The sequence below is a fragment of the Paenibacillus terrae HPL-003 genome, from assembly GCF_000235585.1.
Classification (GTDB): Bacteria; Bacillota; Bacilli; order Paenibacillales; family Paenibacillaceae; genus Paenibacillus; species Paenibacillus terrae_B.
The window spans coordinates 3,768,946-3,783,943 of the sequence record NC_016641.1 but is presented as its reverse complement, the minus strand read 5'-3'; the positions used below and the strand labels follow the sequence as shown (position 1 = coordinate 3,783,943).

13 protein-coding genes and 2 pseudogenes are annotated in these 14,998 nt (G+C 42.3%); 8 read left to right on the top strand and 7 right to left on the bottom strand.

Annotated elements, in window-relative coordinates:
- The first annotated feature begins 1 nt into the window (after position 1).
- Complete coding sequence (locus HPL003_RS17235) at positions 2-562, top strand: phage holin, LLH family (RefSeq protein ID WP_014280986.1); 561 nt, start codon at positions 2-4, stop codon at positions 560-562.
- Between the two features lie 38 nt (positions 563-600).
- Here HPL003_RS17235 and HPL003_RS17230 read toward each other — a convergent pair whose 3' ends face one another.
- Positions 601-924 (bottom strand): hypothetical protein, encoded by a 324-nt coding sequence (locus HPL003_RS17230; RefSeq protein WP_014280985.1) that lies wholly within the window; start codon positions 922-924, stop codon positions 601-603.
- 95 nt (positions 925-1,019) lie between these two features.
- On the opposite strand from HPL003_RS17230, the gene HPL003_RS27685 reads away from it, so the two are divergent.
- A protein-coding gene (locus HPL003_RS27685) for an IS5 family transposase (protein ID WP_202946267.1) occupies positions 1,020-1,795 on the top strand; the annotation gives its coding sequence in 2 pieces (ribosomal slippage) (positions 1,020-1,347 and positions 1,347-1,795; 777 coding nt in all).
- A 7-nt stretch (positions 1,796-1,802) separates the two neighbouring features.
- Here the strand turns inward: HPL003_RS27685 and HPL003_RS17215 are convergent.
- Positions 1,803-2,213: a BRO-N domain-containing protein gene (locus HPL003_RS17215; RefSeq protein WP_014280983.1), complete on the bottom strand. Its 411-nt coding sequence runs from the start codon at positions 2,211-2,213 to the stop codon at positions 1,803-1,805.
- 163 nt (positions 2,214-2,376) lie between these two features.
- Between HPL003_RS17215 and HPL003_RS28910 the strand changes: the two genes are divergently transcribed.
- A complete protein-coding gene (locus HPL003_RS28910) occupies positions 2,377-2,523 on the top strand; it encodes a hypothetical protein (RefSeq protein ID WP_014280982.1) in 147 nt (48 codons plus the stop codon).
- Between the two features lie 89 nt (positions 2,524-2,612).
- Here the strand turns inward: HPL003_RS28910 and HPL003_RS17210 are convergent, their stop codons facing one another.
- From HPL003_RS17210 to HPL003_RS17185, 5 genes and pseudogenes are all read right to left on the bottom strand, one after another.
- Complete coding sequence (locus tag HPL003_RS17210; RefSeq protein ID WP_014280981.1) at positions 2,613-3,350, bottom strand: DUF6338 family protein; 738 nt, start codon at positions 3,348-3,350, stop codon at positions 2,613-2,615.
- A 138-nt stretch (positions 3,351-3,488) separates the two neighbouring features.
- Positions 3,489-3,755, bottom strand: a complete 267-nt coding sequence (locus HPL003_RS17205; RefSeq protein ID WP_014280980.1) for a hypothetical protein — start codon at positions 3,753-3,755, stop codon at positions 3,489-3,491.
- Positions 3,756-3,775: 20 nt separating this feature from the next.
- Complete coding sequence (locus tag HPL003_RS17200; protein WP_014280979.1) at positions 3,776-4,360, bottom strand: PIN domain-containing protein; 585 nt, start codon at positions 4,358-4,360, stop codon at positions 3,776-3,778.
- A gap of 376 nt (positions 4,361-4,736) precedes the next feature.
- Positions 4,737-5,865 (bottom strand): annotated as a pseudogene (locus HPL003_RS17195) (IS3 family transposase).
- A 576-nt stretch (positions 5,866-6,441) separates the two neighbouring features.
- Positions 6,442-7,839: a hypothetical protein gene (locus HPL003_RS17185; protein WP_014280976.1), complete on the bottom strand. Its 1,398-nt coding sequence runs from the start codon at positions 7,837-7,839 to the stop codon at positions 6,442-6,444.
- Positions 7,840-8,080: 241 nt separating this feature from the next.
- Between HPL003_RS17185 and HPL003_RS29865 the strand changes: the two are divergent.
- The 5 genes and pseudogenes from HPL003_RS29865 to HPL003_RS17165 all read left to right on the top strand — a co-directional run bounded on the left by HPL003_RS29865 (position 8,081) and on the right by HPL003_RS17165 (position 14,918).
- Positions 8,081-8,288, top strand: a pseudogene (locus tag HPL003_RS29865) (XRE family transcriptional regulator).
- Positions 8,289-8,646: 358 nt separating this feature from the next.
- The gene (locus HPL003_RS17180; protein WP_014280975.1) at positions 8,647-9,324 is read left to right on the top strand and encodes a tetratricopeptide repeat protein; all 678 of its coding nucleotides are present in this window, start codon (positions 8,647-8,649) and stop codon (positions 9,322-9,324) included.
- 238 nt (positions 9,325-9,562) lie between these two features.
- A complete protein-coding gene (locus tag HPL003_RS17175) occupies positions 9,563-10,963 on the top strand; it encodes an efflux RND transporter periplasmic adaptor subunit (protein WP_014280974.1) in 1,401 nt (466 codons plus the stop codon).
- Positions 10,960-14,040 (top strand): efflux RND transporter permease subunit, encoded by a 3,081-nt coding sequence (locus HPL003_RS17170; protein WP_014280973.1) that lies wholly within the window; start codon positions 10,960-10,962, stop codon positions 14,038-14,040. Before HPL003_RS17175 ends, HPL003_RS17170 begins: the two co-directional genes overlap by 4 nt.
- Positions 14,037-14,918 carry a TetR/AcrR family transcriptional regulator gene (locus HPL003_RS17165; protein WP_014280972.1) on the top strand — a complete coding sequence of 294 codons (882 nt, stop codon included), beginning with the start codon at positions 14,037-14,039 and terminating at the stop codon, positions 14,916-14,918. The genes HPL003_RS17170 and HPL003_RS17165 overlap by 4 nt, the downstream gene beginning before the upstream one ends.
- The last annotated feature ends 80 nt before the right edge of the window (positions 14,919-14,998 follow it).

Here is a 14,998-nt window from a genome sequence, read left to right as displayed (position 1 = left end):
CATGCAAACATTAATCGAAGGTGTACAACCATACGTGACTACTATTGCTACAGCTGCCGTAGGTGTACTTACGACATTCGTTTTGGCTGGCTTGAACACAGTTAAAGGGAAAGTAAATGCATGGCTGGAGGCTCGTACTACGGCGGCACAGAGGGAAGTGATCCATAAGATAGCAGGAGAAGGCTTTGCCTTTGCTCAAACAGCTTTTAAGCAAGCTGGAGGCGAGCGCAAGCTTCAGGAGGCTTTGCAGTATGCTTCACTTACTCTTTCCAGTCAAGGTATCGCAGTATCCCAAGTAGAGCTAAGGTCCGCGATTGAGAAGGCATATCTGGAGTATAAGGCTAAGACGAAAGCGGTACTTACTACCGAAGCACAGCCGAGTGAAGAGGCAACTCAAGCGGCAGCTAAAGAAGCTGTATCTGGTCTGGCTGCAAAGCTTAATGATTTCTTGGCTCAAGCTACAGCAGAGGTAGTACCTGTCGTTCAAGGTCAGGCTCATTCTGAAACTGAGCCTACTACAGCACTGACAGAAGCTGTTCAACAGACAGTAACTGCGGAATAAAACAAAGGCCCCGTGCATCTACCGCCGGGGCCTTTGTTTTATTTTAACAATAGATTCCCATCCAAATTGCTCCATCCATTGACTTTCCCGTCTTTAAAACTCACGCTTGAATTTCCGTAAAACCATCTTTCGAAAGGGCCTGCATAGTTTATCGTATCAGCAGTACCCATTACCTTCTCAACGCTGTCCATTGAATCCCCTTTACCAAAAGTTCCTCTGTCTCGATTTCTGACTTCTGCAAATTCACTTTCAGAGGGGCTTTGATTTACAGACGCGCTTTGGGTTTTGATTTCATCTAGTTGTCCCTCTATAGCAGCCATTACATTCTGCGTGATTTCTTCTTTCTGTTTGTCAATTTCCATTGATATTTCACCTTTATATTGTTCCATTTTACCTAGGATGTGTCTGAAAACTAAATAACATGGTAAGATTTGAGAAAAACGAATGGAGCGTCAAGATGATTCAAAGACGGTACGAAATAAGCGATGAACAGTGGGATCAAATTAAGGGCATGTTTCCACCCTACAAAACAGGACGTCCGTCAAAATTAAGTGAACGAACCATGTTTAACGCTTTTCTATGGATCGCTCGAAGTGGTGCTGCCTGGCGTGATCTACCGGAGGAACGCTATGGTTCATGGAAAACGGTCTACAGTCGCTTTTGCAAGTGGCGAGATACCGGACTGCTTGTCACTATCTTCCAATCTCTCCAGATCGAACCTGACTTTGAAAACTTGAGCATTGATTCTACATCGGTCAAAGCCCATCAACATAGTGCCGGTGCTAAAAAAACGTTGAAGGACACGAAGTGAATCAACACATCGGCGTCAGTCGTGGCGGAAAGACAACCAAACTTCACACGGTCGTCGATGGATTAGGAAATCCCCTCGCTTTTCTTCTGACGGGTGGTCAAGTCTATGATTCTGTTCCAGCGATCGATTTACTTCAGAAGCTTGATATTACAGGAAGTCATATTCTTGGCGACAAAGCCTATGGCTCAGAAGCGATTCGGAATTGGATTACAGCTAAGCAGGCATCCTACACCATCCCGCCTAAAGCGAATAGTCAAAACCCTTGGAAAGTCGATTGGTATCGTTACAAAGAACGCCACTTAGTGGAGTGCTTTTTCAATAAAATCAAACACTTTCGCCGTGTGGCTACTCGTTACGACAAGTTGGCCAAGTCATTCTTGGCGTTTGTATACGTAGCTGCCATTTTCAAATTGACTCAATGAAGAGTTTTCAGACACGACCTAGTATTTTATCCATTACGTCTTCTGTTGCATAAATACCATGTTTTTGGATCGAAGGAAGAATATCTTCATATAACCAATCTTGGAACGTCTCAGCCTTGGGTTGACCGGATTGTCCAAGTACACGATTCAAAGCAAAACTTGTAATAAAAGCCTCTCCTGCATTATTCATTTTTCGGACATTCCGATTCAGAATGTCCGAATTTTTCATCCGATATATATGAGATTCTTTGCAGAATTTCAATACATTATTAGTCGCTTTCTCTCCTTGGTACTCCAGTATTGTAGCAATGTCTTTTGCACTTATTAAAAAATCACCTTTGAAATCAATTCCTACGTCCTCCCTTGTTAGTATCGTCACTTCATGCTGATTTTCAAAAATAACTAGACCATTATTCATCCTTTATCACTCCGATAATTTATTTTGAGACGCAAAATAAGCCCCTGAGTTATCAGAGGCTTTTATACTTGTATTGTATTCTTCGTTTAGTTCGTTTGCACTACGGAAAAGAGGACTTTCGCCCTTTGTGTCGAATTATGGAAATTCGGAAAGGAGGAGGGGTATGAAGGATAAAAAAGAAGAACCTCGGCGTATTTATGTCCAAGGTTCAGTAGAGAAACGGTCCGCTAGATTGACCGAATCGGACAAATCTGTAAGCATTGATAAAACAGATACACCAAATCAACCGAAGGAGATAAAAAATGAATAAAAATAATCAACCCAGCAACTCGCCAAAATCAGTTCAAGGAGCCAGCGAAAAGCGTCAACAAAATTCCGTTGACAAACCTAGCGCTCGAATTACTCCTGTTGAACCGAAGAAGAAGTAGATTTCATATCTTCAATTTGTGCATCTCTTATACCTTCAGGATCGAAAATTTTGATATACGTTCCGGCCTTGGTATCGTATAAAATTTGAGATACAGGAATTTCATGTTTGCTTACCAAATCAGTAAAGAATTTAATATCATCTAAATTCAGATAGCGTTCCGGCTCAAATGTTCGGGACGCTTTGTTTATGCATCCAATAACAGGTTCGCCCTCTTTATTTATCTTCCCTATTTCTACGACCTGCGAATCATTATTCGTGAATATCTCATCCCACACAGAAGGATTTTTCGAAAAACTGGCCACTCCTCGTTTGTTGCGCACTTTGTTAATGAGTTTCATCTGGACGGGATATATCCATCTCACCCAAATCAAGCTCATGAAAAAACTAACAATAACACTAAGAAGCAAGAACACAACGAGAAAGAAAATATCGTTTGACTTACTTTTTAATGCGTCCAACGACCAGACGATCTCCGTTTTTCCGATAAACCGTGAAGCAAAAATAGCTCCGTTATAAATTAACAACGTCACAAATGAAGTTGGGAGCCATAATAGCGCAGCTACTGCCGTAAATTCTCCGGGTGTATGCTTCACTACTGGATTAACCCCAAATGATTGAATCCAAAAATACATTAAGAATCCAGGTAATATAAAGACAATTGAACCTATGAAATTCTCCATCAATACCTTCCTTTCTTTGAATACCATACAAAAACCCTCTTCAACGGAGGGCTTTTGTACACACAGTATATAATTTAGTTATTACTAGGTTACTACGGATTTTATTTAAGTGAAGCTATAGCCTTATTTATTTCTTCTAATTCAGTTTTATAGATTGCTTTTATTTTAGTCCTTTACACCAGGTATCGAAATTTTAGGTTGCTGCACAACTGGCTCAGGTGTTTTCTCTCCTGTTACATGTAGTTGGATCTTGTGAACCGATTCCAGTAAAGCACCAAAACCAATGAAAAACAAACCAGCGACAATTGAGAATATTATAATAGCTACGCCAAGTACAATTTCATCCTCGTTCTGCCACAGGACAAACCCGCCAAGCGAACCAAACAATGCCGCAGCTCCACCGAAGTATTTAAAGAAGTCATATAGCATCATGATTAATCACCCTTTCTATTTTATTGTTTGCTGGAAAGGGTTTTATCAATCTCTTCAATCTCTTTTTTTGATTTTTCTATAATACCTTCAAGTTGAGTGATTTGATCTTTATATGCTTGAATCTTTTGGTCCCCTATTGACAAAAAGCGCTCATCAGATACTTTTTCTCGGCTTTTTTGTGCAGTTTGAAGATTTGCTAATTGATCCTCAATTCCCTTTTGTGTTGTAGTGATTGTTTGTTCCAATTCTTTTTTTCTGTCCACCAGCTTTTGTTCATACCGGTTGTTGCTGTTACCCGCCGAAGTTGCAACTGGCGTAACGTTTGCATCAGAAGAAGCGCTTGAATTGGTGGTAATCTGAATTGTTTTTCCGTCCACTTTTAAACCAGCTCCTAGAGAGTCGGAAACGGCTCGTAAAGGTACATGCGCCTTTCCGTCAACAACAATTGCATTTTCAACAAGAGAATTGCCATTGACCTCAACTGCATATTCCCCATCTACCTTTGCTCCGACTAAAGTTTTGACTTGATCAGCAAATGAGCTACCAGCCGTAGCAACAACCGCACCAATTAACACACCGCTGAGTAAATAAGACCATTTTTTCATTAACCGTACCTCCCGCATAGTATATATGTCCTAATATTACCATTAGCAGAAGGTACAGTAAACATTATGTTGTCGAACTACTTGAACTTCCTCCAGTCGGTATATTCACCGTGGCTACAGTACGTGCAGCACTGTACAGCTTCAAGTTTCGACTTGACGAATCAAATGATGCGTTTGTAATCATATCAGTGAATAATTCCCCATAAATCTCTGAGATTCGCTTATCAATATCTGATAATTTATCGGACAAACCAGATATGCTCTGCATATTTAAATCGAGTCCAGTTACGGTTGCATAATTAAAATCAACCTCTCCTTGGAAGTAAGTAGCATCATCCACAGACCGAATAATAATAGATGGATTGTCAACACTAAACTAGACAACTTTTTTGTGGTGTCTCTGTTTGAATTCAGCCGGACTTAAGTAATCCAGAGATCCATGAATCCGAATATGGTTAAACCAGTGCACATAGTCATGTAACTCTGTGGTTAGTTCAGTCAGGCTTTCAAAATGACGTTTCTTCACAAACTCTGTTTTGAAAATTTTAAACGTGGCTTCTGCAACGGCGTTATCATAGGGACAGCCTTTCATGCTCAAGGAGCGCTCAATCTGAAAAGCCTCCAGAGCATCGTCGATGAGCTTATTCTTGAATTCATTTCCTCGGTCGGTGTGAAAGAGCCGAATGTCATTCAGGTTGCCCTTTATCGAAGCCAAGGCACGGTAAACTAGCTTGGCATCCTTGTGTAGCCCCGCACTGTAGCCAATAATCTCGCGGTTAAACAGATCGACAAAGAAGCATACGTAGTTCCAATATGAACCCACTCTAACGTACGTCAGGTCGCTTACGACGACAGATAACGCCTGTTCTTGCTCAAATTTCCGGTTCAATACATTCGCTTGCTTGGCTTCATTGCAGCTCGTGGAATGAGGTTTATATTGAGCGATCGTATACGAGGAGACCAGCCCGAGTTCCTTTCATGATTCGTCCAATTCTCCGTCTGGATACTGTAAAGCCTTGCTGGTACAGCTCTTTTTTTAATTTTACGCGTACCGTAGTTTTGACGGCTGCTTTGAAAAATATCCATAATCATGGAGGGAAGCTCATCCTCCGATGTAGCCTCGACCTTGCTCTCTTCATAATAATAGGTGCTTCTAGAGATTTTTAGGACGTCGCACATTGCTGATACCGAGTATTTATGTTTATTCTGGCGAATGACATTTACTTTCGTCCCATGATCAGCGCGGCTTGCTTTAAAATGTCATTCTCCATGAGCAGTTGCTTGTTCTGTTTTCGAAGTTCGATGAGTTCTAGCTCTTCTGGAGTCCGGTTGTCTTTCTCTTTGAAGGATCCAGATGTGGAATTCTGTTTCACCCACTTATCTAGTGATGAAGGATTCAAATCATATTCTTGAATGATATCCTTTCGGGGTTTACCACTTTGATAGAGCTGAACCATCTGCATCTTAAATTCGGTACTAAAGGTACGTCTTTCTTTTTTAGTCATCGTCCGTTCGCTCCTTCTAGTGTTCATCTGTAGTCTACTATAGTAGACCGCAATTTTTCTGTCTAGAAGAGTGTAGCCGATCCAAAATCTCAGTTAACCTTAGGAACCTCTAGCAGCTTGTCAGGTGGAACTAATATTTGATCCATAAGTTCATGCTTACTTTAAAGCAGGATGCACATCATGTTATCAGAAGGTTAAACTGACGTATATCCATATGTTATCCTGATATCCCTTTTATATCACTCAATATCATTCCTTAAATAAACCTTTTTCCCCATTTTGAAAGTAGTACCTTTTTTCATCTTTTAGAAAAAAATCGCTCCTCAAGAAACATGTTGCTGTGATTAAATGATAAAAAAAGCAGAAAGCCCTTGCCGCAAAGTTGGCAAGGGTTGATGTCATTATGTAGTTTATGTGGGTCTATTACCTTTTTTATTGAAACCTTAATCATATAAAAATTACGATATGAAAATTCCTTGTATGACAGTCTTGAATCAGGAACCTACACCATGATCCATTGGCTTTATAATAGCATCAGGAAAAGTAGTTGAAATTGGTCCACTCCAGAAAGTAAAACTAAAGAAACTTATTACTAAGATGGCAGAGATTAACCCTCTCATGTACTCTTACCTCCTCCAAAACTTTTTTGTAACAGTTTAGTTGGCCTTCTGTAGCTTGTTCTCTGCATAATTCAAACAAAGCAACTCCCTGAGCAAACATACTACTGTTGTTAATAGTAACTGATAAATTGAGACTCTGTAAAGTATTTTGAATACACTGTTCTGTTGCTCCTTTATCTAAATAATACAGGGATAAATGATAATGAAAATGTAATCTTCGTCCTAATGCAATAATATCATCATATTGGTTGAACTTTGATATTTCTTCAGATAATTCCTCTAGGGTTTTATCTATAGAAAAACCGTATCTATTTGCAGTCCCTACGATAATCGCCAATCCAAATAGAACTTCACGAGGATGTGAGGCTAAATAATTTGTATAGTCCGTTAACATATGATTATGACCCATAAGCATATCCAACATATACGAATTAGCTACTGCAAACATTTTAAACTTATTCACTTCTTCTATTCCAATAATATCCAGGTCTTTAAACCAAGACAAATCAGAATATCCATCAATATATTTTCTAGAGTCTTCATAGAAACCCTGCTTCTCATATGCAGTTGCTTTTAATAGGTACCCTTGACCATAATACACAACCAAGTGTCGCTCTGTATTCAAAGAAGCCTTTTCTCGCTTACTCCCTTTTCTCTGATGCTGCTCCTGATAAACGACTCTAGCCAATGCGATTAACTCGTCAGCGCACTCCCCCATTCGTTTCCAGTCACTCAATGTATAATATGTGTTTGCCAATTGTAATAGTCCATCCAACTGGAAATGTACAGGTAAACGATTTCGAAACTGTAAAAACCGTGTGGCTGCATCTCTATTTTTCTGCAAATCTTGTCCCAAGGCGGCACGAAAAATCCGATACTGGCTAATCGCCAAGGTTTCGGAATGCTGGTGTTTCTCATGTTCAGCTACACACTCATAGAACGGCACCGCCCCCTGCGGATTTCCCGCTGTGTGTACCTTCTCTGCAATTTCAAACACGACAGAAAGTTGACTTAGATTCTCTATCAAACGGGATAACACTCGTTCTATACAATTAGCTTTCCCAAGTTCTGCACAGCGCAGCAAGAACGGTTCTACCCGACGACGATCCGGCTTTCCTGTAATAAAGCATTCATCCACATAACACTCATACAGCCATCCCTCTGGTTTACCTAAAGCCTGGATCATACTATCAAAATGTCGCATCGGTAGAGGATAATTATGGGGATCGTGATTGAGCAATAAACTAAGGTAGCTACCCCTTATTTCTGTTGCTTTCGAGAAACCGCCTAGCGTAAAGCCTTCTTCTTGCATACACTTTCGTATTTCTGAACGAATCACAATGGCTTGTTCCAATGAATATCCCGCCTCCAGTAACGATTTTAAAATTTCATTAAGAGAACCCACTTTTTTACGTAATATTCCGATTATAGAATGTACCTAGAAATAATGTCAATTATACCCACGATGAAGTTGCAATTTTCAATGAAAATCTATTTTCAATAATTATTTTATCTCATGGTACGCTTTGAATAACCAATTAGCAACCAATCAAGACTAATTTTTCAACCTATATACATAGAGAAGGTGAATCCTATTGGACAATAATAAAAAACACCCTGTAACGCCCTTCGGATGGACGATCAAACAGAAGCTTGTGGAAAGGCAGTTGGATCAGAAAAACGTTTTGTGAGACGTACCAAATTCCGCCTTCTCGGCTGTCCAATCTCATCCATGGAACCCGTAAGGCCAAACGGTACAGGAGACGGGTATCCGAGCTACTTGGCATTCAGGACGAGTCATAGAAACCTATCTTACATAGAGGGGAGACTTTGAACATGCGATATTTTCACAAGCATAAGCCTAAACGTTGTGTAATCTGCCATTCAACTGATTCAATCATAATTTCCAAAGGAGCATTCATTTGTGCACACTGTTATCTCAAAAGTACGTACAAGTACCCTACCAAGTTAGAGAGCTACCACCGTTCCAAAGTCGCCTTTCTGGTCAAAATGTACATCGAACATCATAAATGAACACACGCCTTTACACTGCCAGTTATACACTCCTTCACAGCCTCTCCATGCTAATGACCCTTGAGATAACCCTATGCTATAATGTGGAAAGTATGGATAGTTACATGTACAGGAGGATGGGAGCAGAATGATCGGGAAATTTTTAATTTTCTCTCTATTATGGAGCTTGCTCGGCAACCCGTTTCTGGCGTTGCTCGTACTGCTGATTGTGATCTATATATTGGATCGCAGTTTTGTCGGTGTATTGCCCAGCATCAGCAAGCCATGGAAAAGAAGGCGCAATGCTGCCCGGCTGCGTCAACAGATCGCTTTAAATGCCAACGATGTGGCTGCCAAGTTCGATTTGGCTCGTATTTGGATCGAGAGCAAGAAATACCATCAGGCTTTGGAACTGCTGCTGGACATCCAGTCCCGCTATGAGGATTCCGCAGATTATTGGAACGCACGGGGAACGGCTGAGGTGCATACGGGGCACATCGAAGATGGAGAACCGCATTTACTGAAAGCACTGGACATTAACCCGCGGGTGCAATACGGCGAACCCTATTTACATTTAGCCGCAGCTTTCAAAGAACGCGACGTAAATAAGTCACTTCAATATCTTCAGCAATTTCAGGAAATTCAGTCCTCTTCCAGCGAAGGCTATTATCTGACAGGCTTGATGTACCGGATGCTGGGACGCAAGGATGAGGCCACGGTAGCCTTTAACCAGTCGATTGCCGTCTATCGCTCTTTGCCCAAATACCGCAAACGAAGTGAGCGCAAGTGGGCTGCACGCAGCTTATTCCGTAAATTAATCGGCTAGATAGAACTGGATTTTTATTTTATATTGGCGACCTTCCTCCCCTCATGAGAAAGGTCTTTTTTACGTTTCATCTACACAACACCTCCATCGACCTGGATCGGTATTTTGATCCTTCGGATGAGAGGTTTTTTTGTAAACAGTTGTTGACATGCCAAAGATTGGGTCATATAATCCGTCTATAAACTAATGAGTTCACATATAAACTCTTAAGTACAAAAAACGGAAAGGATGATCATCTTTGAAACGCTTTCTATACATATCTGCCACATTCATTCTTCTGTTCACCTCAGCTTGCTCATCTACAGGATCCAGCAATACAGGAGCAGCAGAACAATCAAAACAAAAGGTTGAAGCAGTCGTCGTGAAGAAAGAGCCGCTGTCTGCGTCTTTTGACCTTTCAGGCACATTACAGCCCTATGAAGATACTTCTGTATCTTTTGAGTTATCTGGACTGATTCGCGATGCCCTTGTGAATGTCGGCGATTCTGTGTCCAAAGGTCAGGTTATGACCAAACTGGATTCATCCAGCTATCAGCTCCAACTGGAGCAAGCTAATACGGCCATTCTTGAAGCACAAGCAGGCATGAAAAATGCAACTGCCGCCATTTCAAGTGCAGATGCCTCCATTCAATCCGCCGACGCGCAAAAGGCGGCCGCTCAGGCCGGAGTGAATAAAGTAAACAAGGGCGCCCGAGAGCAGGAAAAAGCACAGGTCCGCACCAAAGTGCAAAGAGCACAATCCGCTTTGACTAAAGCACAGGCTACCGCTGAACGCACCAAGCTTTTATATGGTCAGGGAGCTGCAACCAAAAACGATTATGAAAATGCACAGCTCGCTTTGATCAATGCCACCAAGGACCTGGAGGATGCACAAGAAGCCCTCTCCTTAATACAGGAGGGAGCAACATTGGAAGATCGGCAATCGGCAGAATCCAGCCTACAGCAAGCCCAAGCCGGGAAAGAGGCCGCTGCCGCCGCAAAGGAACAGGCTGTAGCTTCCAAAGATAATTCTTCAGCGGCATATCAGCAGGCGATCATTGCTAAAAAGCAGGCTGAACTCGCCCTCTCCAAGACAGCTTTAAAAGCCCCGATTTCCGGCGTTATTTTGGAGAAAGAAGCAACCGTCGGACAAATGGCGAGCGCTGGACAGCCGGTATATCGTATCGGACAAATCGATAAGCTCAAGGTGCTACTCCCTGTTCCCGATCATGAAATCACGAACTGGAAGCAAGGTCAGACAGTCCAGCTTCAACTGTACGATGAGAACAGAGAAGGAACGGTCAGCAAAATTTATCCGGCCACCAACACCAATACAGGCAGTATCAACGTGGAAGTGATTGTTCCTAACACCCAGCATGATTGGGCCCCGGGACAAGTCGTAAAGGCAGGCCGCCAACTGACCCAGAGTGAGCAAATTTTGCTCCCGGCCAAGGCTGTCATTAATAACGGTACAGATACTTTTGTCTATAAAGTGGTGAACAACCAGGCGGTCAAGACGGTCGTGAATGTCGGTCAGATGTCGAACAATAAGCTCGAAATTACCAAGGGGCTGAATGTCGGGGATCGTATCGTTACCACCGGAGTAAACCTGATCTACGATGGGCTGCCCGTTCAGGTCACGGGGGGAACGAGCAAATGATTGCATATTTTATCCGAAAGAAAAAACTGACCCTCTTTATTTTTATCATGGCGATTGTTGCCGGGCTGTATAGTGTCTCCCAGCTTCCCCGGCAGGAAACGCCGGATATTATCAAGAAAACCGCTGTGGTCACGACCCTCTACCCTGGAGCTACACCCCAAAAGGTAGAACAAACGGTCACGAAGCCTCTGGAACAAAAAATGAAAGAAATCAATCATATTAAAAAGATTTCTTCTACATCCGAAAATGGACTTTCGACGATTATCATTGAGACAGAAGGCAACGCCAATGCCACAGAAGCCTGGGATACATTACGCAAAAAAATGAACGATGCCCAGTCTTCTCTGCCCACAGATGCTCAAAAGCCTGTCGTTAACGATGATTTGAATAAGGTATTTATCCATTCCTACGCCATCACAGGGGACTCTGTGGAGCAATTGTATCAACTAAATGATATGGTGAAATCGTGGAAGGATCAATTAAAAACCGTCCCCGGTGTCTCAGAAGTGACGATCAAGGGATTGCCAGAGCAAGAGGTTCAAATTCAGATTGATGCTCAAAAGCTCCAGCAGTACCATATCAGTTGGGAACAGCTTATGAGTGCAGTGCAGAAGGAAAATGAGCAATCTCCGATAGGCAATCTGGATTACAATGAACGCACCTATCGCTTGAATGTAAAGCAGTCCAAGGATGCTCAGGATTTGAGTAAAGTCATTATTTCCAGAACGGACAGCGGCGCTCCTGTGTATCTCAAAGATGTGGGCACCGTATTGCTCACACATAACACTAGCAGCTATATGGCCTTTTTTAACGGTAAACCAACTATTACACTGACGATTAACGGTAATACCGGCTCTGACGTGGACACAATTTATAGCAAAGTAAATCAAGAAATGCAGTTGTTAAAACCAGAGCTGCCTAATACGCTTCAACTGAATACGTTATTTTCACAGACCGAGCGGATTGATCATATTTTTCATGGCTTGACCCGTGAATTGCTGTTTGCCATTGCGGCGGTTGTGATCGTATGTACACTGGGCTTGAATCTGATTACATCTTCCTTTGTCGCACTGGCTATTCCTATTTCGATTGCTATAGGATTCATTGTTCTGCCTATGCTCGGAGTCACTTTGAATCAGGTTACGGTCATTGGTCTCATTATCGTGATGGGGATTCTAGTCGATGATGCTGTGGTGGTTAATGATAATATTGAACGCAGAATGTTGACCTTAGGTGAGAGTCCCAAGATAGCCGCTTTAAAAGGAACAAAGGAAGTTTCCATTTCTATTTTGACAGCAACCCTGGCAACTGTAGCCTCCTTTGCCCCACTGTTCTTTATGTCAGGCGATGCAGGCTCCCTTATCAAACCTTTACCGTTTGCTGTTGTCTTTACGCTATTGGCTTCCATGCTCATGTCCTTTACCGTCATCCCGATCTTTAGAGAATGGTATGGACAACGAAGTCAAAAAACACCCCACTCCACCATGAAGCCGCCGGGACTGCTGGGAAAACAAATTGATGCTCTTCGTAACATATATGCCAGCAAGCTGATTCCCAAAGTCATTAAGCGACCTGGATTGTATGCTTCATTAGGATTATTGATCAGTACCACACTGTACGGCGTACTTGCTCTGATTCCGATCGACCTGTTCCCCAGAACCAACGATCCGGAATTAAGCATTAATGTGCGTATGCCCACAGGTACTTCTATAGAAGAAACCAAGCGGGTCACCGAGGATATTGCCAAATGGGTGAAGCAGCAACCTCATGTGGAAACGATCAGCTATGCGGCTGGCGGCGATGCTCCCCCGTTGTTTCAAGATATGACCGCTGACGCCAAAACAGGCACAACCGTGGGTCAGATTGCTATTGTTGGGGAAGAAGGTGCATTTGATCCCGATGAAATGGCAAACAAATGGCCCTCCATCTTAAAGGATCGTTATCCAGGTCAATCCATTTCCTTGAAAATAGCCAAAGTGGGGGTGCCTCTCGGCAAGCCGATCTCCATTCGGATTTTAGGCAATGATGTAGATCAGTTGCGTTCGTTGTCACAGCAGTTAAAAGAAGGCATTATGGCTACCAGAGGAACACAAGACATACAAGACAATATGGAAAACGAAGGCTATACGCTGGATTTCCAAATCAACAAACAAGCAATGGATCAATATCAGGTAAGCAATAATGATCTGACACGTACACTCTTGTTAATGGGTAATGGCGTGAGCTTTAGCCGATTTGATACGGGGAAAGATTTGATCAATATTAAGCTGAAGCTGAGCCAAACCGACCAAAATCCTGAAATTTTGTTTCAGCAATTGAATGTGACCAATGCCAATGGTGTTCAAATCCCTTTATCTCAATTGGCTGAGTTGAAGCCATCCTTTGCAACACAAAAAATTAACCATTATAATTTAAAGCGTTCGATTACTGTTGAAGCTGAAGTTCACGGGCGTACAGCTTCCGAAGTCATGAAGGATGTCAAGCTTAAATTGCAGGACATTAAATTTCCTCCAGGCTACACTTGGGAAATTGGTGGTGAGATTTCAGGACAAAATGACATTTTGTCAGAAATAGGATGGTTATATGTTGTCGTCATCCTATTAATCTTCATGCTGATCTTTTTGCAATTTTATTCTTTCTCGACTCCACTCATCATATTGACTACCGTGTATATGGCAGCAGCAGGCGGATTTCTTGGCTTGTTTATTCTAAATACTCCGATTACTTTTATGGGCGTGTTGGGCTTGATGACCTTGGCAGGTATTATCGTACGTAATGGCATTGTGCTGATTGAGTTTATTGAGGATGCAAGACGTGAAGGGATCGAACTGAAGGAGGCCGTTGTTGCAGCGACCAAAGCGCGTTTTCGCCCCATACTGCTTACTTCGCTGACAGCCATTGTCGGTCTGATTCCGATTGCGCTTATTGGGGAACTTATGTTTAGACCGCTGGCGTACACCATTATGTTTGGATTGATGTACTCGACCATTCTTACGATGTTTGTCGTGCCGTCCCTGTATATGGTTATTGCCCGCTGGAAATTAAAAAGACAGAGCAAAAAATTGGGGGTACAATGAAAAAAATAACGAGTGATGATATTATATATGCCGCCCTTTCCCTATTTTCAGAAAAGGGATACGATGCCACCTCGGTGGATGAGATTGCACGTAAAAGCGGGATGGTGAAGGCTTCCTTTTATAAATACTTTCAAAGTAAAGAAGAGTTGCTGCTGGGGACAATCGTCCTGATTGAAAAACTTCTTGATGCGGATATTAAGGAGCTTTATATGAAGCATCAGCTGCCTCCCCGTGAAAAGTTGAGACAACTGGCCTTGATTGCTCTGGGCCGGATTTATAAGAATAAAGTTCATTTGCTGGTATATTCCGTCCCTTTAATCGGTTCTAAGGAAGAAAAAATTGCGCAGGCCATGGATCGTCTTGAACACAATATATCTAACCTGATGGTCGATTTCTTAATTGATGCTTATGGACAATCTATACGTGACTATGCATACGATATTGTTTTTGTCGTGAGAAGCATGATTGTCAATTCCTTCCGAATGAGCGATTCAGAACTGTCCTTGACGGAGCATCAAACACTGGCTGAATTTATCGTCAGCATTACGGATATGCTGGCACAAGGAATGTTGAGCCCTGATGTTCAACATCAAATCATGTGGGGCCGCGATTCCGTATTCCATGAAGATTCTGATCAAATCTGGACCAAGGGAAGACAAATCGCCCATGTGCTTCAACATATGGACGCAGACTTGAAGCAAGTCGAATTAGATGAAGCAATCCAGAATGAACATATGCAAATATTAAGCAGGCTACAGGGTGAGCTGTCGGAGCAAAACGTGGAAACAGCCCACGTTAAAGCCCTTCTCCTTTTTTTGGAACAGCTGCCTGCGTTACAGGAAGACTGTACCAAGCTGAAAGCTATTTTAGAATTATAAAAGGTTCAGCTAAAGATAAAGAGGTCCACCATGGTCAGATACTACTGCCATGATGGACCTCTTTCTTCTGTTGCAAATTC